We start from the raw sequence: 18,905 nt of genomic DNA, 5'->3' as shown, positions 1-18,905 counted from the left end.
GAGGCTGAATCGCTGCGTTCGTCTTTGGAAAAGTCCTGTTTTCCGCATGTGGACGCGGAAAGTGACTGGCCGTCACAGGTGCAAATTAGTAGAATTAATAGGTCGAATTGTTCGACGAGAAAGCGGGAGTAAATGATGATGACGCATATACAGACGGTGACCCCGCTCTCCACCTGGCAACGGATGGCAGAGAAAGCCGACCGCGAAGGTCTGCGGGCCTACCGCCTCAACGGCGACCCACGGTACTGGGCCGTCTCCAGCAAGAGTCAACCGCTGACCGCCTACGAGGTCACCGTGTATGACAGCGATCTGCTCTGCACCTGTCGGGGTAGCGAGTTCCGCTCCTACTGCAAGCACCGCGCGCTCGTACTGCGCGAGCTTGGTGCCCTCGACGAGACCCATTTGCAAGCGGCCTGATCTACGCCTCCGAGTGTGGTTGTGACGATGACGGTGATGTCTCTCTGGCCAGCACGGTCAGGCTCGCAACGGGACGCGCCTGCAGCGAAAGCCTGTAGGCCATCCAGGTCCACATACCGAGCAGGACGATCGTCCCGAGCGCCGCAGGTCGGCGTGTCGACTCGTTGATTAGAAATAGCACGAACGGCACGAAGCTGAAGGTGATCAGCGTCAACGTCACGAGGCGCTGCGCTGCCTGGGCTTCGCCGTGTTCCCGAAGGCCAACTGCGAGCAGCCCGACACCAAGCAGCGCGAGCACGCCGCTATGGTAGTGCGCATGAAACGCCGTGAGCACAGTCACGATGCAGAGCAACCCCGCTCCGATCGGCGTGACCGCATGACTATCGCCCCGTCGCCAGATTCGGGCAGTGACGCCCAGAATGAGCGCGGTCAGCACAACGATGACGACCGTCTGGAGGAATTCCATGTTGGTCGGCAGCGAGCGCGCGACCGCAGCGCGAATGTTGAGCATGCCGGCGACGTGGATCACGGCATCGCCGGCTGGGCCACCCATGCGACGCGACACTGCCAACGCGTCCTGCAATCCACCCCAGCCGATCAGGGCAAACGACAGCGCGGCTTCGGCAGCGCTTGCCACAGCAACCGACACGACAGCCCGACGCCGACCGGTCACCAGGAGGTAGATGATCGGCGCTAGCAGGAGCTGTGGCTTCATCGCCAGCACAGCGAGCGCAAGGCCAGCTCGACCTTCTCGACCGCGTCGCAACTGTGCGAGGAACACCACAAACGCCAGCACGAGTAGACCGTCGGCCTGCCCAAGCATGACCAGCGCGAACAGTGGCATCGACCCAAGAACGAGCGGCGCGATGTCACTCCACTCAATCGCGAACGACGAGCAGAGCTTGCGAAGCGCCAGCAACACTGCGCCGATCGCCAGGCTCATCCAGATTGCGAGCGCGGCCATCGGTGACAGCAAGGTGAAGGGAATACCGAGGATCGCCAGCGGTGGCGGAGCCAGATACGGGTGCATGACGCGGTCGTTCCAATGCACGTCGTACTGGTTGATAACCGGAAGCTCGTATTCCCACTGGGCGCGGGTGTCGTACAGCCGGTGAGCATCGCCATCGCGAATCATGCTGGCATCAACCCAGGTGGTCAGAAAATCCATGCCGACATGATCGAATGGGCCATCGCGGCGGAGCATGCCAGCTAGCATGACGCACTGCAGCACAAGCAGGACGACAACTATCCGTTTCGATGTGGATTTCACCTGCGCATGAGCCTCCGTCAGCCACTATCCACCCACGCGCACAGTCTGGAATGCGACCCCGCGGCGTTTCCACCGCACGGCAAATGCCACGTCCTGCGACGAGACGAGCCCAATGCCGTACTATCTGCGTCGTTAGGAGCGATCAGTTGACGCAGCCTCACGGCAGCACTGGAACTGCATCTGCGGCATCACCCAGCCCATCCGACTACGGACAGCCGTTCGGTTGGTGGGGATCAGGCTGGACGCCACACAACCAGCGCTCACTCATCTGGCTCATCGAACGCGAAGCACTCGATGTCGTCAGCTCCGCGTTCCTCACGCTGGCGATCGAAGCGCGAGCCTCGCTTATGGTCATCGCCGAACCGCACGGCGCAGGTAAAACGACGCTACTCACCGCACTGCTCGACTTCCTGCCGAACGACATTGCGCCGATCTTCCTGCGTGGCTGGTATGAGCGATTTGAGTTTCTATCGGCTACTCCGGCTTCGCATGCGTATCTGCTGTGCAATGAGATCAGTGCGCATTTGCCGATCTACCTTTGGGGACATGGTGTGCGGCGTGTCTTTGATGCCGTCCTCGATGGCTACCCTCTCGCGACGACGATGCACGCTTCGTCTGCTTCAGATGCGCTCGCCCAACTCATGTCGTACCCGCTGGAGGTTCCGGCCGAGCACCTCGCTCATCTTGACCTCGTTGTGAACATTAGCGTCGGGTACTCGGGCAGCCGTTTGCTTCGACGCGTCTCAACCATCGAGCGCATCGTGCCGAATGACGCAGACGCTCCGCGCATCGTGCAGATCGCATACCGCCAGTCGCTGCGCGGCGATCTCGAATTTCAGATTGGTCGTTACATAGCCGTCCTCGCTGAGCTGGGCGGTTGGGACGACCGTGAGGCATCGGATCGTCTGGCGCGCAGAACACATCAGATCCGCGACTGGTGTGCACGCGGATTGAGTACAGCCAGCACGATCCGTGGCTATGTCATCGACGCACGCCGCACCGACGAGCTGCCGTAGTCGGGTCCGAGCGGGCGCGTATGCCCGTAGAATGCCGCCTCAGGCAAGGTACGCACTGGAATGCGAGGAGTGAGTCGGTCAATGAAGAACTACGCAAGCTATAGCTACTGGCTGGAAACCTGTGGCGACGATCTCACGCCGCGTCCCGCGCTGCGCGGATCAATCGACGTCGATGTGGCCATCCTCGGAGCGGGATATACCGGGCTCTGGACCGCCTACTATCTGCTCGAGCATGAACCGACCTTGAAGATCGCGATCCTCGAAGCTGAGATCGCCGGCTTCGGCGCGTCGGGTCGCAACGGCGCATGGTGCACATCGGGCTTCCCGCTCGGCCTGTCGTCACTGGCAGATCGCTATGGTCGCGACGCCGCACTGGCTGTGCAACACGCGATGTGGGATGCGGTCGATGAAGTCGGCGCGCGGGCGGAGCAGGAAGAAATCGATATCGAGTGGCGCAAGGGCGGCTCGCTACGCCTCGCGCGCGGTCAGCACCAGTTGCCGTCGATCGAGTCGTCCTGGGCTACGTACGAGAAGTTCGGTCTGACCAACGACTACCAGAAGCTTGATCTGCAAGAGACCGCCGAACGGATCAACGTCACCAACACGCTCGGCTCAATCTATACGCCACATACCGCGACGATCCAGCCGGGCAAGCTCGTCCGTGGCCTGGCCCGCGCGGTCGAGCAGCGCGGCGCAACGATCTACGAGCAGACGCGCGTCACCGACTTCACGGCCGGAGCGTGGCCTGCGCTACACACGGACACCGGACACGTCCGCGCGAAGACGCTGGTTCTGGCAGGTGAGGCATTCATCAGCCAGCTTCCGAAAATGCGCCGCGCAGTCCTGCCGGCCTATTCCCTCATCACGCTGACCGAGCCGCTCACGGAGTCAGACTGGCAGGAGATCGGCTGGGACGCACATGAATGCGTTTCATCAATGAGCTTCATGGTGAACTACCTGTCGCGCACATCCGACGGCCGAATCATGTTCGGCGGTCGCGGCGCGCCGTACCACTTCGGCTCGGCGATCCGCGACGAGTACGATCGCCATGGTCCGACCCACCACATGTTGCAGGAAAACGTGCGCACGTGGTTCCCGATGTTGAAGGATGTGAAGTTCACGCACTCGTGGGGAGGCGCGCTGGGCTGGTCGCGAGACTACATGCCAACGATGCGATTCGATCCGCGCGAGAACGTCGCTATGGCCGGTGCATATACCGGTACCGGTGTCGCCACCTCAAACCTGAGTGGCCGCGTGCTCGCGGATCAGATCCTTGGTCGTGACACCGACCTCGTCCGCCTGCCGATGGCCCAGCACGCACCAAAGCCGTGGGAGCCGGAGCCGTACCGCTTTCTGGGCGTGCGGCTGGTTCAGCGTGGTTTCGCACAGTTGGACGCCAAGGCTGAGCGAACCGGCGTCCCATCGGACGGTCGTTCGCTCGCAGAACGATTGACGCACCACTGAGTTGTTTTTTCTTGACAGCCCGACGCGCGGCAGTACGATTGAGCGCAGCACGCGTCACATATACATGACTGATGTGCGCCACCTCTTCCGCCCTCCGCTCGAAAATGCCAACGGCTCGTGAAGCGGATTGCGCATCCGAATCGTTCACCCACCGTTGCAGAAAGGTTCGATCACTATGTCGGATCAGCACCAGGCTCAAACATTAGGCGAACTGCGCGCCAGCGGCTACACCGTCCTACCAGTTCGCGAAGAGATGCGCAGGAACCTGATCGCCCGCCTTCGTTCCGATCAGCCGCTCTTTGACGGTGTCGTCGGCTATGAAGAGACCGTGCTGCCGCAGATCGAGAATGCGATTCTCTCCGGTCAGGACATCATCTTCCTCGGTGAGCGTGGACAGGCCAAAACACGTATGGCCCGTAGCCTCGTGAACCTGCTCGACGAATTCGTACCAATCGTCGCCGGCAGCGAAATCAATGACGATCCGTTCAATCCAATCAGCCGCTACGCCATCGACCTGATTGCAGAAAAGGGCGACGACACCCCGATCGAGTGGATCGGTCGTGAGCGGCGCTATGCTGAGAAGCTGGCAACGCCCGATACGACCATCGCTGACCTGATCGGTGAAGTCGATCCGATCAAGGTAGCCGAAGGCCGCTACCTCTCCGACGAATTGACAATCCACTACGGCATGATTCCCCGAACCAACCGCGGCATCTTCGCCATGAATGAGTTGCCGGACCTCGCCGAGCGTATCCAGGTCGGCCTGCTCAATATCATGGAGGAGCGCGATGTCCAGATCCGTGGCTACCGCGTGCGATTGCCGCTAGATGTCTACGTCGTCGCCAGCGCCAACCCGGAGGACTACACCAACCGCGGTCGCATCATCACGCCGCTGAAGGACCGCTACGGCTCGCAGATTCGCACACACTACCCGGAGACGATCGAGCTGGAGATGGACATCATGGCGCAGGAGTCGCTGCCCGCGCCGACCGACGGTGTCGATCTGTACGTCCCGCAGTTCATGCGCGAGATCATCGCCGAGATCACGCACCTGGCCCGTCGCAGCCACGACATCAGCCAGCGCTCCGGTGTCTCAGTGCGCATGTCGATCGCTAATTATGAGAACGTCGTTGCCAGCGCGCTCAAGCGGACGATCCGGCTGAACGAGAAGCAGGCCGTGCCGCGCATCTCCGATCTGCGAGCGGTCATCGCCTCGACCACCGGCAAGATCGAGCTGGAAACGATGGGCGAGGTTCGCGAGGATCGCATCGTTGAGAAGCTGATTCAGGGTGCGATCATCGCTACGTTCAACCGCTACTTCTCCGTCCGTGAGTTCGACGATCTCGTCCTCGGCTTCGACAATGGCCTGACCGTCGATGCCGCCGACGATCTCCCGGCGATGAACTACGTCCATCAGGTCTCGCATATCGATGGCGTCCGCGAGGCGCTGGAGAAGCTGGACCTGCCCGGTAGCCCGGCTGGCGTCGCGTCTGGCGTCGAGTTCGTGCTGGAGGGCCTGCACCTGAACCGGCGGCTCAACAAGGATCGAGCTGCTGGGGCTGGGGCGCAATACAAGGCCTAGACAATCTCACAACAACGCGCGATCTTCTGAGTAGCGCGGTCGTCGTGCTTTGCTGCATGACAACCGCGCTGTTCTTCGCCTGCAATCAACACACAGCATCTCACTTGCGCAAATTATTCGCTGCCAACAACACCGGCTGCTATACTGCGAACGAGCGACCACTATGAGCAGACGCAGCCACTTTGACCGACGGGCGACGCCTCAATGGACGACCGCGGCGATGCATATGAAGCCCATCAGAGGCTCTCCACAATTCTTGTTGGCCGAGACAATGAGCGGACGCTCCTGAAGGCGCACTTGTCGCAAGCGATCGCTGGTACCGGCGGACTCGTGTTGCTCCGTGGTGAAGCTGGTGTCGGCAAAACGGCCCTGCTTGAGGATTTGACCCACATTGCATCCGCACAGGACGTCACCGTATTGATCGGCAACTGTTCCGATCAGGAAATATCCCGACCATATTCTCCCTGGATTGGCATTGCTCGCGCCTGGGAAATGCATATAGCGAGGCATCCACCGGTTGGCGATCCACCTCCCGCTCCGCCTGGCCAGTTGTGGGCGGATGGACAAGCCGCCGCCGCACCAAGCCAACTGGCACTGTTCGAATCCTTCTGTGTGTTTGTCGAAGCAGCGAGCAAACAGCGACCCATCTGCCTCATACTGGAAGACCTGCATTGGTCCGATCAATCGAGCATCGACCTGCTGCGTTTCGTCGGTCGGCGGTCCGTGACAATCCCACTGCTCATTGTTGGTTCGTATCGCGACGATGCGCTCACCTCGCGCTATCCCCTCGCGCAGCAGTTACCGCATCTCGTGCGCGATACGCACGCAGAACGACTCACCCTCCAGCCCATTGATCGGTCTGGTCTCGCCGACCTGGTAAAGGCGCGCTATTGCCTTGCAGATCCGGATGTCGAGAAGTTGGCCGACATGCTTGTTGATCTAACCCAGGGCAACGCGCTCTTTGCCAACGAGTTGCTGCGCTCGTTTGAGGAAAGCGGCACGCTGACCCGTAACATGGAGCGCTGGGTGCTGACAGATGTCGCGCATCTCCGCATTCCCAACCGCCTGCGCGAAGTGATCGATGTCCGTTTGCAACGGCTGACGCCTGAAGCGCGCTCAGCGTTGCAGGTCGCAGCCATGCTCGGGGAGAACGTTTCGCTCGACCTGTGGGCAGCGATTTGCGGATTCGACGATGCCACGCTGCTCGATATCTGCGACGAGGCACTCGAAGCTCGCATCCTTGACGAAGGCGAAACGACAGACCAACTCCGATTCCATCATGCGTTGATTCGCGATGCGCTCGTAGAGTCCCTGCACGGTCCGCGACGACGGTTGTGGCATCAGAAGATTGCCGAGGCGTATGCGTCATCGCGTCCTGCGTTGCCCGATCTGGTGGCACAACACTATCAGGAGGCCAACGATCCGCGTGCAGTCGAATGGCTCATCGAGGCGGGGCGACGCGCGCATTGGTCACACGCCTGGGTTGAGGCAGCCGATCATTTCGACGCTGCCGCGAATTGGCTCCGCCACGAGGTTGATCGCACGCGCGAATACAGCTGGCTCCAGTTCTGGTCTGGCATCATGCGCCGCTTCGATGATCCTCAGCGCGGCCTCGCGGCGATTCAGGACGTACTCCCGGCAGCCATGCGTCTGGACGATCCGCTATTGAGGGCCCTGGCGTCGTTCTATTCCGGCTACCTGCAATTCCTCCTTGGAGACATGCGACGGGGCATCCGTGAAGCTGAGGCAGCCTGCCGAGAAACAGACGCTGCGCTCCGCGCAGGGGCGTTCGATGCGTGCGGTGTTCCACCGCTAGGTATTGCCGAGGCGCAGGAGTCAGTCGCGTTGCACTGTCGGGCAGCGCGATTGTTGTCAGACCAGCCTGATCATCCAATATGCCTCACATGGGGGACTGTCGTCACCAATCTGGCCTGGTTGGGATATATCGAGGAAGCGCTCACCATCGGCGAAGCATTAGCGACGATCTGGCCTCCCGATCCAGAGCGAGCGCGCCTGACGCCTGACCTTGGTGGCAACACCGGCAGCGGTTGGGCGGATCTGTACAACGGCCTTGGCATCGCGTACGCACTCGTCGGTCGACCGGACGACGCAGACCGAGCGTTCGCGTCCGCACGAGCGATGTATCAGGCCATTGACCATCGGATGCTGATCGGCGATGTCTACTCGCAAGAGCTTGAGCTCGTGCTCTTGCCATATCGCACCGAGCAGGTAAGAGAGCGTGGCTTCCTCGCGCAGCACATCGCCGCCATGTACCAACAGGTTGTCGGCACGTTTTCGACAGAGGTTAACCTGCCGCTCGTCGCGTCAATTTCATACCTCGCGCTTCTCGAATGTCGCTGGTCGGACATTCAGGCGGCAGAAGAGGCGTACGGCTCCGAAGAAACAAATGTGTCATGGTGGCATATCAAGTTGGGCACGGTGCTGGCTCAGCTGAAGCGAGATCAGGGCAAGGTCGCAGAGGCGTGGGAGTTCATTCACGAATTGCTCCCCACCGGCGCGGCCACCGAACCCGGCAACCAGGGGTTCATTGATGTGCTCATGATTCAGGAATTGGCGGCCGGGCTGGCGATGGATGCGGGAGACCTGCCGACAGCTCATGAATGGATCGTGGCGCACGGCCGCTGGGTTGAGTGGAGCGGCGCAGTGATCGGGCGGGCAGAAGGGCACTTGTTGTGGACGCGATTCTGCTCCCTGACCGGCGACAACGAGTCCGCCATGCATCACGCGCGAACTGCGCTCGATCTGGCCAGCGAGCCACGTCAACCGCTACTGCTCTCGATGGCCCACCGCGCAGTCGGACGGCTGGAGATCATCACAGGAAATGCTGCCGCTGCCGCCCATCATCTCGATCAGTCGCTTTCACTGTCAACCGCCTGCGCATTGCCGTACGAGCGGGCGGTTTCAATGCAGGTCTACGCCGATCTGTACTTAGCGACTGGGCAATTTGAGCTAGCCCGAATCGCGCTTCAGGAAGTCCGCAGGATCTGTGAGCCAATTCGCGCGGAGACCGTGTTGGCGCGAGTGGACGCAGCGGAGACGCAGTTGCCGCTGCACACGGACTCCGCGCCGCAATATGGACTGAGCCCTCGCGAACTCGATGTCTTGCGACTGATCGCTGCCGGTCGCAGCAACAAGGACATTGCGCACGAGCTCTCGATGAGTGTGCGCACAGTTGAACGACACTCCGCCAACATCTACACAAAGATCGACGTGTCCAGCCGGGCTGAGGCCATCGCGCTGGCGCACCGCCACAACTTCTTCAACTCCTGAGCCACTTCCTCAACGCACCCATTCGCAAGTCGATACCTGTAACCGCCACTCCGGCATAGGTGCAAACCGCCATGTCATATGTCGCAGATTGGCGGCTTGCACGGAAGTCAACCCCAGCCTCACTCACTACGCTGAATGCAGTCCCTGGAGTGGCCGGACAGATTGGCGCACGCAGTGTCCGTTGACCGGCCGCTCCAGGCGACCGGATTTGCATCTGGCAATTGTGTGACGAGAAGGGCAACGACGTGCGCGCAGACTCCGATGTTTCCAATCACTCCGCCCGTTCCTGCGGGTTGACCAGACGTCTCGATCTCTCGGCGCACTTGCCAGGTTCGTTCATCCACATCGTCAGGGGGCACGACCTCACGTCGCGTGAGTAGCAGATGTTCATCACCAGGAAGTGAGCGACACGATGAAGAAACTGCGAGGACAGGGTACACATGAGAACGGCGCGTAAGGTGAGGGAGCGCTCATCAGGGTTAACGCGACGCAATGGGCGGCGCAGGTCATCCAGGACGAGACCGCTCTGGTCGCGGTCACTCGTCTATCTGCTCATCGTCGCCATGATGATGTCGTATGTGTACCGCTTTGCCGAGCCGGCATCGGCAGCGGTTTACGCACCACCCCCACTGATCAACGAGGGGACGCTGACGTTCGGGAAATATGAGGCCACTCCTGAACAGGCCGAGTCAATCCGGGCGATGGAGAACGCGGCAATCGCGTCCGTCATCGCAGTCCACGGCCTCGACCCAGACGACGGCGACGCCGTCCTCAGCTGGGCGCGCGAAGACGCGCTGGCCGAGCTGTGGGGCCTCGTTGTCGTAGCGATCAAGACGCCGGCTGAGAGCCGCACCACAGATCAGCAGAACGTGGTGGATTGGCTCACGACAGCTCAGCATCGTCAGGATGTGGAGGCAGCAATCGGTGCTGGCCGCGAATATGTGAGCTGGAAAGGGCTCAATCTGGAGGCCTACAACAACCTGATCGCAACCGGCGCTGACCACGGCGCACTCGTCAATTTTCTTGCGAGCGATGTGTACGAGAATCCAATTGGATACTGTGACTATCGATCGCCGTCGCCATACGAAGAAGAGTACATCGGCTACCAGACGCAGACCTGCTACACGCCCTGCACGTCTCCAACTGGCTGCCAGCAAATGCCGCCTGAGTACGATCAGTTCGTCAAATGGGGCTTTGCTCGGGAAAACCAGATCCTCGACTCGCCAGATCTGGCTCGCATTTCACGAGGTACGGCGAATGCCATCGCATTCAGTGCTGGCAGTGTCGCAGCTGCCGCCATCGGCTACGGGATAGCAACTTCCTCCACCGTTGCCTCGGCATTCGCGAGTTCGACAGCGATCTGGGAAGCCGTTGCGCCATTCGCTGGCTACGTCGGAGACTTCACCCTGGCTTCGGCTCAAGCGGCCTACTCGGCCTACATGGCCTCCGGTATGACGGCGAAAGCCGCATCAGAAGCGGTCAAGGCCGATCTGGCAATCGCAGGTGGCGCGTCAACTGCCGTAGCAGCTGGGCTGGCAGTCGCATTCATTATTGCGACCATCATCATCACCGTCATCGCCATCATCAACTTCTCCGTCGAAGGAGAACTGCCAGTCAGGCTCGCTGACAACATTCAGACTGCGCAGTCGACAACGCCTGACCTGGCATCGATCGTGAACGATCCGGACAAGGTCGGCGGGCTGTTCGCGATGTTCCTGGTTGCTGCACTGCCAGCTCCACGATTTGATACGTGCGACAACGCCGAGTACGGCCCAACGGTTGCGCCGTGCCTGAATGCAACGGAGATTCCCGCTTACAGCCAAACAGATCCGCTCTTCTCGGTCACGAAGGCTGAAACGGGCGAGTCCTTCTACTCGCAGACGATTTCACATCAGTTGCCATCAGCGGAGGCCGCCGAAACCACGCGAATCCATGGGCACTGGTTCATCAACGAGCTCCGCGCCATTGACTTCCCGCCGTCCGCTAGCCCGTCATTGCGGCTCTTCTACACCGATTGGGACGATGTGAATCGCTTCGCCTGGCTGGTGCAGGATGATGAAGGCACCTACCAGTTCGTTCAAGCAAAGCAGCGCGAAGAGTCCGACCCTGAGATCAACCCGAGCACGTGTATCGACGACGGCACCTGCTCCATCTCTGAGTCGATCAACTACGTTGGTGACGATGGAGAGCAATATTCGGCATCAGTTGTCGACTCCGGTGGCGGGCCGCATGTTGCGCCAACATATAGCGGTGCGCGGATATTGAACTCGCCAATGACGTTCAATGCGCATGGTGTTTCACCGCTCGGGCTGGATGTCACCTATAGCTGGCAGTTCAAGGAGCCATCGACCGTGATCGTTGGCTGCGGCGGCATCGTGGCCTGCAACCCGTTCGGCGATCCGATTAATGGCGCTTCGATTCAGCAGTCGTTCGCGAAGCCAGGTATCTGGGGAGTGCGTCTCACCGCCACGGACTCCCTTGGCCTCGTGACGTCATCCGAATTCAACGTCATGATCGAATCCGTCGAAAAACCGACGCTGGATCTGTCTGTCTTTGTTGGTGCTACGACCTGCACCCCGGAAGTGGTCTGTGACGTTCGATCTGGTGTGCCGCAACAAGCGATGGAAGTGACTGGTTTGACGGTCGCGCCATTTGCCGAAGATGAAGTTCGTCTTACGGTTGATTGGGGCGACGGCTCGCCGGCTCTCTCCGTGGCGGAATCCCCGATGATGATCGAGCTTGGCGTCGATGACATCGACCTCATCCCCGTCGCCGGTAGTGTCGGGACCTACAAGATCTGGTCCCAGCACAGATATGCGGCCATCGGCCACTACCAAGTTAACGTGACGGTATCTGACGCTGCTGGCGCGACGTCATTAGTGGCGACATACGTCATCCTGAATGGTGTCACTGTCTCCTGGCCCGCCCCAGATCCGATCACCTATGGCACGGCTCTAGGGGACGTGCCACTAAGCTACACAGCAACAGACGCTGCCGGCCAACCTGTTAGTGGCACATTCGCAGTCACTGTTGACGGTGATGCGTACGACGCAAGCCAGATCCTTCCGGTTGGAACGCACACACTGACTGTGCAGTTCACACCGAACGTTGGCAACACCTGGGTTCCGGATCCAGTCTCAGTTCAACTTGAGGTACTAGCGCAACACCTGACGATCACCGCACCGTCTTACGATGTGCCTGACAACGCCGCATCCCTGCCGGACATCGCAGCTGTCACCTACGATGGCTTCGCCAGCGGTGAGGATGTCAACAATCTGAACGGCACTCTGAGCTGCGTGCTGCAGGACAAGGCCGGAAACGCAGTTGCGCTCAGTCCCGTCCCACCACGCGGTGTTTACACCATCACCTGCCAGGGTCTGACCTCCCAAAACTACGAGATCAGTTGGGTCGATGGCACATTGGTCGTGGTCGACAGCACGCCACCGATCGTCCATCCAGTGGTCTTCGGCACGCAAGGCCGCAACGGCTGGTACACCAGCAACGTCACGTTCGAGTGGTGGTATTCAGACAACGAATCTCCGATCACGTCCGTCGTGGGCTGCGATGTCTTTGACGTGACTACCGACTCGGTCGGACCCGATGGCGTCTCCTCCACCTGCCAGGTCACGAGCAGTGGTGGCGTCACCACACAGGTGCTCACGATCAAACGAGATGCAACGGCACCATCGCTCAATCCAACGATTGCGCCTGACGTCATTCTCCTCAACAGCGAGGCGACCGCGACACCAAACGCCAGCGATGCTGCGTCCGGTATTGCTTCGCAGAGCTGCCCGACGATTGACACGTCATCGGTCGGTGAGCACACCATCACTTGCACAGCAACCGACGTCGCTGGCAACTCCGCGAGCGCGTCAATCACCTACACCGTCATCGACAACACAGCGCCGACGGTCGAAGCAACGGTCGCTGGCACGATCGGCAACGATGGCTGGTATACCAGTGATGTCACGGTCACATGGACGGTCGCAGATGAGGACTCCGGGATTACGTCGATGACTGGCTGTGATCGGGTAGTCGTTGCTGAAGACACTGCCGGGACGACAATCACCTGCACAGCCGTGAGCGCCGGCGGCAGCACGACCGGGTCCGTGACCTTCAAGCGTGATGCAACGGCACCGGCTCTCAGTCCGACCATCGAGCCGACGGACATCATGCTCAATAGTGAGGCGTCAGCGACGCCAAATGCAGACGACGCGCTGTCGGGCGTTGCATCGCAACATTGCCCGATCGTGGATACATCGTCAGTCGGCGAGCACTCCATCACCTGCACCGCGACAGATGCCGCCGGCAACTCCGCGACAGCAGACATCACCTACCTGGTCCACGATCCATCGCCGCCAGTGGTTGTCGCGAATGTCACTGGTACGCTCGGCAATGACGACTGGTACACGAGCGATGTCACCATCACCTGGACAGTCACTGACGACGACTCAGGCATCACCGTCATGACTGGGTGCGATCAGACGGTCATCAACACTGATACTGCCGAGACGACCTTCACCTGTACGGCAGCCAGTGACGGTGGCAGCACGACTGAATCCGTGACCGTCAAGCGTGATGCAACGGCTCCGACGCTCAGCCCGACCATTGACCCAACAGTCATCCTGTTCAACAGCGAGGCGACTGCAACATCGAATGCAACGGACACGCTGTCCGGTGTCGCGTCGCAGAATTGCCCATCGGTTGACACAGCGTCGCTCGGCGAGCACATGATCACCTGTACGGCGACCGATATCGCGGGCAACAGCGCGACGGCGGACTTTACGTACACCGTCAACGACGCCACTGCACCGTCAGTCGAGGCGACGCTCGATGGCACGCTCGGCAACGACGGCTGGTACACCAGCGATGTCACGATCACCTGGACGGTGACCGACGACGAGTCGGGCATCACGTCGATGACCGGCTGCGACCAGACAGTTGTTACTGAGGACACGGCGGAAAGAACGTTGACCTGCACGGCGGTGAGCGCCGGTGGTAGCTCAACCAAGTCGGTCAGCGTCAAGCGTGATGCGACCGCGCCGGAGGTCGTCTTTACCGGCAACCAGGGGACGTATGGGCTGCTCGACACGATCGTCATATCCTGCTCGGTCAGCGATGCAACCTCCGGTGTAGCGTCTGATACGTGCGCAGACCTGAACCGCAAGGCGAGCTCGCTCTCGGCTGGAGACCAGAGCATCACCGCGACCGCACTCGATCAGGCCGGTAACTCATCCAGCACACAAGCCACCTTCCGCGTTGTGGCAACACACGCCGACCTGTGCGGGCTGTCGAGGGAGATCCTCACGAGCGCGCGCGAAGCCAACTCCCTGTGCAGCATGCTCGCGGCCGCCGAGAATGCGGCGCGGCGCGGCCAGGAGCAGGTGGCATTCACGATGATGGTCCGCTTCCAGGTCGCGGTCTCCTTCTCGGCCATGCTCGGAATGATGCCAGCCAACGACGCAGCGTTGCTGCTCCGGTGGTCACGCGCGCTCTGAGCTACGATAGGCCAATCGACACCGAACCGCAGCGAGGTATATCTCGCTGCGATTCGGCTCTCTGATCAACCCGCTCCTACCCGCGGACGAGATCACTCCGCAATGTTGAGATTCGTGATCAGTTGCTCCAGTTGCGTCTCGGTCACATCCGCCGAAGGCATCAAGGCAACGACTGAATACCAGACTCCATTGCTGTTCCACGAATAGCTCAGCGTCGTCTTACCATCGCCTCGCGGGTCATCAACCTTGTCGACAGACGTACCGTTGATGTCGAGCGTCCTGCGCGTCACTGAGTCACCCACGTTCAGCTGAGTCTCGCGCGTCGTCTCCGTGAGCACGATCTTTGAAGTTCCGCTTGTACTCATAATGTGCACTTCGGCGTAATTTGTCTTACCCAGCGCGCCGGACGGCGGCGACGTCATGACGACGATGTTGGTCAGCTGCAGCGAGTCAGGCATGGGATCGGGGATCGCGAGCGGGAACGACGCGAGCGCACGAGCCTGCTCGACCGTCAGAGCATTCCAGACTCCGTCCTGGATTGGCGTTGGCAACACGAGGCTTGCCGCTGCGCTGGATATCGGAGACGAAGCACTATCGTGCGTGGAATCAGTGTTGCAGGCACTCGTTGCGAAGAGTGCCGCCCCGACCGTGACGACAACGATGGATTGAATCAGCTTTCGGGCTTCTCTTGTCATGAAGTGACGGTAGCACCAGAGCAAAAAAAATCAAGTTGGTGCGCGCTGACCGCAAACTATGCCTGTCGAATTGCAGACGAGTCAAACGAAGCATCCCCCCAGATGCACGATTCGGGAGGAGCAGAGCCGCACGGCATCGTTGGCCACGACATTGCGACTGCGCGAACATCGGCTTATCCTTGACACATCGAATCTGCGCCGGACATTGACGACAACGTCACAACCTCACACGAGCATCCGCACCCGTAGATAGCAACGTCCCCGTCCGTTACATCACCTACCTGAATCGAGCGCCAGATGAGCTTCGACTACTCCTTCTACCCGCGCAACCGCTACTCTCGCTGGGACGGCACGCAGCAGATCGACGGCCTGACCGCTGACGACATCATGGACGCCATATCTGATGATATGTTCGCGCAGGGCGACCTGCAGAGTGCTCTGCAGCGGCTGTTCAATCAGGGGCTCAACAAGCAGGACTCGACGCAGATGCCCGGCATCCGCCAGCTGATGGAGCGACTGAAAGCTATGCGGCAGCGCGAGCTCAATCGCTACGACCTCGGCTCGGTACTGGACGATCTGAAGCAGCGCCTCGAAGAGATCCAGCAGCTTGAGCGCGACGGAATCGAGCAGCGCCTCGACCAGAGTCGTCAGCAGACGCAGCAGCCCGAAAACAGCACCGAGTCGTCCGACGGCAAAGACAAGGCAAGCGAAACGGGCGAGCAGTCGCAGCAATCCACTGGTGAGCAGGACAAGTCTGAGACAGGCGATGCTGACGACAACGAGCGGCTGCAGCGCTTGCTGGAAAGCATGGCGCAGAAGAAGCTGGACGCGCTCGACAATCTCCCGCCCGATCCGGCCGGACAGATCAAGGCGCTGACCGAATACGAGTTCATGGATCAGCGTGCCCGCGAGAAGTTCCAGGAGTTGTTGGAGCAGCTCCAGCAGCAGATGCTGCAGCAGACCTTCCAGGGGATGCAGCAGTCGCTGCAGAACATGACGCCGGAGTCGATGCAGGAGATGCAGCAGATGCTCTCTGAGCTGAACGACATGCTCGAAGAACGCGCCAACGGTGGACAGCCGGATTTCGAGCGCTTCATGCACCGCTGGGGGCACTACTTCGGCAACGACATCAAGTCGCTCGACGAGCTGATGGATCACATGGCGCAGCAGATGGCGGCGATGCAGTCGCTGATGAACTCAATGTCGCAAGAACAGCGCGCCGAGCTATGGAATGCCATGCAGGCGGTCATGAACGACCCCGGCATGCAGCAGCAGATGGAGCGGCTCTCCGAGAATCTGTCGCAGATGATGGGACCGAATCCGTACGCCGATCAATATCGGTTCCGTGGCGATGAGGATTTGTCGCTCGACCAGGCACTGCGTCTGATGGATCGCCTGCACGACATGGACGAGATGTCCGAGCAGCTGCGTGGCGTCCGCGACTGGCGTGACCTCGAGGACGTTGACGATCAGAAGATCCGCGAGTTGCTGGGCGACGAGTTTCAACATGATCTCGACCAGCTTCGCCAACTGACGCAGTTGCTGGAAGATGCAGGCTACATCAAGAAGGGCCGTCGTGGCTGGGAGATGACCGCCCAGGGTGTGCGGAAGATCGGCCAGAAGGCGCTGACCGATATCTTCCAGCATCTCAAGCGCGATCGCTTCGGCCAGCACCAGATCGACCACACAGGCCAGGGTGGCGAGCGAACCGACACGAGCAAACCGTATGAGTTCGGCGACCCGTTCTTGCTCGATCTGCCGAAGACGGTGATGAACGCGGTCTGGCGGGACGGCACTGGTGCGCCAGTGCATCTGGCGGCCGAGGACTTCGAGGTCTATCGCACCGAACAGATCACGCAGTCATCAACCGTGCTGATGGTCGACATGAGCCGATCAATGCTCTACAACGGCTGCTTCGCCGCGGCCAAGAAAGTCGCGCTAGCGCTCGACAGCCTGATCCGCGGACAGTTCCCGCGCGACAATCTCTACGTCCTCGGGTTCTCCTACGTGGCGACGCGGCTCGATCCGGCGACCCTGCCGAGCATCAGTTGGGACGAATACAACTACGGCACGAACATGCAGCACGGCCTGATGATGGCTCGGCAGCTTCTCGCCCGCCACAAGGGCGGCAATAAACAGGTAATCGTCATCACCGATGGTGAACCGACAGCGCACTTCGAGGACGGCCAGGTGCGGTTCTCCTACCCGCCGACGTACCAGACATTGCAGGAGACGCTCAAGGAGGTCATGCGCTGCACCCGCGAGAATGTGACCATCAATACGTTCATGCTGGAGCATAGCCCGTACATGGCCGGGTTCGTTTCCGAGATGGCGAAGATTAATAAGGGTCGCGCGTTCTTTGCCACGCCGGACCGCCTCGGCGAGTACATCCTCGTCGATTACGTCGCCAACAAGCGAACCGCGCGACACGTGTAAAAGGCGGCTGGCGACCCAGCGATGGGCCGCCAGCCGTTGTGGTGGGAGGTGTCCCGGCTTGCACCGGTGGAGGAGTGGTTTGCCAAGTGTCAGCGTCCCGGCGCTGGACACTGCCTTGACGGTTGTATCCTCACATATCTGGCAGCCTCACTAGTTAAGACCGTGTTGACACTTCGGAAGTGACGTCTCAACAAGTCAACCGGCGCACTCTTGAGGCGTCGATGGATCTGACATCTCAGATCGTCGCCGATTCCAGAATCTCCAGCGTGAGATTACTGGCGTCCAGTCGAGCTCGCACACCCAACGGCAACGTGGCGAGGTGCTTGCCATGTCCGCAGGGGAGTCCGACCATCACCGGGACGCCCAGCGGCTCCAGATAGTGCCGGTAGACCTCCTCGGTTGAATAGGTGCCATAGGCGTACGAGGGGCGGAACTCGCGCGGACCGCAGCTCACATGCTCGCCAACGACGAATCCGGCGATGTTGTCCAGCTTGCCGGCCAGCTTGAGCTGCGTCAGGTAGGCATCAATGCGGTATGGCTCCTCGTTCACGTCCTCGGCGAAGACGATTGCACCGTCCCAGTCCACCTCCCAGGGTGTGCCGAGCGACTGCACCAGCAGCGACAGACAACCGCCTCGCAAGGGACCCTCAGCAACGCCAGACGCAATCGCCCAGGTAAACGGATCGTCGGGGTCCCGTTCGATGACAGCCAACGGGGCGGGATCGGTCAGTGCCTTCAGGAAGTGGCGCAGCGAATATGCGGAGCGGTTCCGACTGATGAACGAGGATGCCGCCGGCCCGTAGAACGACACAAGGTCAGCGGACTTGCCCATAGCAACGTGGAGTGCTGTCGTGTCGGAGTAGCCACAGAAGAATTTGGGATTCGCGCGGATGATGTCGAAATCCAGGTGCGGCACGACCCGCCAGCCACCGTACCCACCGCGGATCGTCAGCACCGCGTCCACTGTCGGGTCGGCGAAGGCCGCTATCAGGTCGGCAGCGCGGTCCTCGTCCCGTCCAGCGAGATATGTCGCACGGTCTGCGGCGTGCGGGAAAAATTTCAGCCGAAAGCCCTGCTCTTCGGCCCACTGCTGAATACGAATATGGTCGCTCGGGCGCGAGGTCGGGCTCGATGGAGAGACAAGGCCGATCGTTGCACCAGGCTGCAGGCATCGTGGTCGCGCGGACATCATGCGGTTCCTTCCGGCATACATCGGCTGCTGATTCGGGCGATTGT

Annotated in this window: 11 protein-coding genes; 7 read left to right on the top strand and 4 right to left on the bottom strand. The window is 60.5% G+C overall.

Features of this window, described 5'->3' with window-relative positions; all coding sequences use genetic code 11:
• Nucleotides 1–138 precede the first annotated feature (138 nt).
• Nucleotides 139–417 carry an SWIM zinc finger family protein gene (locus M9890_02195; GenBank protein ID MCO5175768.1) on the top strand — a complete coding sequence of 93 codons (279 nt, stop codon included), beginning with the start codon at nt 139–141 and terminating at the stop codon, nt 415–417.
• A gap of 1 nt (nt 418) precedes the next feature.
• On the opposite strand, the gene M9890_02190 is transcribed toward M9890_02195, so the two are convergent.
• A complete protein-coding gene (locus tag M9890_02190; protein ID MCO5175767.1) occupies nt 419–1,687 on the bottom strand; it encodes a DUF2029 domain-containing protein in 1,269 nt (422 codons plus the stop codon).
• A gap of 146 nt (nt 1,688–1,833) precedes the next feature.
• Between M9890_02190 and M9890_02185 the strand changes: the two genes are divergently transcribed.
• From M9890_02185 to M9890_02175, 3 genes are all read left to right on the top strand, one after another.
• Nucleotides 1,834–2,703 (top strand): type II secretion system protein E, encoded by an 870-nt coding sequence (locus tag M9890_02185; GenBank protein MCO5175766.1) that lies wholly within the window; start codon nt 1,834–1,836, stop codon nt 2,701–2,703.
• 81 nt (nt 2,704–2,784) lie between these two features.
• Nucleotides 2,785–4,167 (top strand): FAD-binding oxidoreductase, encoded by a 1,383-nt coding sequence (locus tag M9890_02180; protein MCO5175765.1) that lies wholly within the window; start codon nt 2,785–2,787, stop codon nt 4,165–4,167.
• 175 nt (nt 4,168–4,342) lie between these two features.
• Nucleotides 4,343–5,749: a magnesium chelatase gene (locus tag M9890_02175; protein MCO5175764.1), complete on the top strand. Its 1,407-nt coding sequence runs from the start codon at nt 4,343–4,345 to the stop codon at nt 5,747–5,749.
• A 201-nt stretch (nt 5,750–5,950) separates the two neighbouring features.
• Here M9890_02175 and M9890_02170 read toward each other — a convergent pair whose 3' ends face one another.
• Entirely contained in the window at nt 5,951–6,421 is a 471-nt protein-coding gene (locus M9890_02170; protein MCO5175763.1) for a hypothetical protein, read from the bottom strand.
• A 51-nt stretch (nt 6,422–6,472) separates the two neighbouring features.
• Between M9890_02170 and M9890_02165 the strand changes: the two genes are divergently transcribed.
• The gene (locus tag M9890_02165) at nt 6,473–9,040 is read left to right on the top strand and encodes a LuxR C-terminal-related transcriptional regulator (protein MCO5175762.1); all 2,568 of its coding nucleotides are present in this window, start codon (nt 6,473–6,475) and stop codon (nt 9,038–9,040) included.
• Between the two features lie 440 nt (nt 9,041–9,480).
• Nucleotides 9,481–14,538 carry a hypothetical protein gene (locus M9890_02160; protein ID MCO5175761.1) on the top strand — a complete coding sequence of 1,686 codons (5,058 nt, stop codon included), beginning with the start codon at nt 9,481–9,483 and terminating at the stop codon, nt 14,536–14,538.
• Between the two features lie 92 nt (nt 14,539–14,630).
• Here the strand turns inward: M9890_02160 and M9890_02155 are convergent, their stop codons facing one another.
• Nucleotides 14,631–15,233 carry a hypothetical protein gene (locus M9890_02155; GenBank protein MCO5175760.1) on the bottom strand — a complete coding sequence of 201 codons (603 nt, stop codon included), beginning with the start codon at nt 15,231–15,233 and terminating at the stop codon, nt 14,631–14,633.
• Between the two features lie 297 nt (nt 15,234–15,530).
• On the opposite strand from M9890_02155, the gene M9890_02150 reads away from it, so the two are divergent.
• On the top strand, nt 15,531–17,669 hold the full coding sequence (locus M9890_02150; protein ID MCO5175759.1) for a VWA domain-containing protein: 2,139 nt from the start codon (nt 15,531–15,533) through the stop codon (nt 17,667–17,669).
• A 235-nt stretch (nt 17,670–17,904) separates the two neighbouring features.
• Here M9890_02150 and M9890_02145 read toward each other — a convergent pair whose 3' ends face one another.
• The gene (locus tag M9890_02145; GenBank protein ID MCO5175758.1) at nt 17,905–18,858 is read right to left on the bottom strand and encodes an LD-carboxypeptidase; all 954 of its coding nucleotides are present in this window, start codon (nt 18,856–18,858) and stop codon (nt 17,905–17,907) included.
• Nucleotides 18,859–18,905 lie beyond the last annotated feature (47 nt).

Source organism: Thermomicrobiales bacterium (assembly GCA_023954495.1).
Classification (GTDB): Bacteria; Chloroflexota; Chloroflexia; order Thermomicrobiales; family CFX8; genus JAMLIA01.
Note: the sequence above shows the minus strand (reverse complement) of the source record. Positions and strands in the feature narration are given on the sequence as shown.

Bases quoted from the DNA above. Each gene is read 5' to 3' on its own strand.
- M9890_02195 (MCO5175768.1), top strand. From the start codon at position 139: ATGACGCATATACAGACGGTGACCCCGCTCTCCACCTGGCAACGGATG.
- M9890_02180 (MCO5175765.1), top strand. From the start codon at position 2,785: ATGAAGAACTACGCAAGCTATAGCTACTGGCTGGAAACCTGTGGCGAC.
- M9890_02175 (MCO5175764.1), top strand. From the start codon at position 4,343: ATGTCGGATCAGCACCAGGCTCAAACATTAGGCGAACTGCGCGCCAGC.
- M9890_02170 (MCO5175763.1), bottom strand. From the start codon at position 6,421: ATGCAGGTCTTCCAGTATGAGGCAGATGGGTCGCTGTTTGCTCGCTGC.
- M9890_02160 (MCO5175761.1), top strand. From the start codon at position 9,481: ATGAGAACGGCGCGTAAGGTGAGGGAGCGCTCATCAGGGTTAACGCGA.
- M9890_02155 (MCO5175760.1), bottom strand. From the start codon at position 15,233: ATGACAAGAGAAGCCCGAAAGCTGATTCAATCCATCGTTGTCGTCACG.
- M9890_02150 (MCO5175759.1), top strand. From the start codon at position 15,531: ATGAGCTTCGACTACTCCTTCTACCCGCGCAACCGCTACTCTCGCTGG.
- M9890_02145 (MCO5175758.1), bottom strand. From the start codon at position 18,858: ATGTCCGCGCGACCACGATGCCTGCAGCCTGGTGCAACGATCGGCCTT.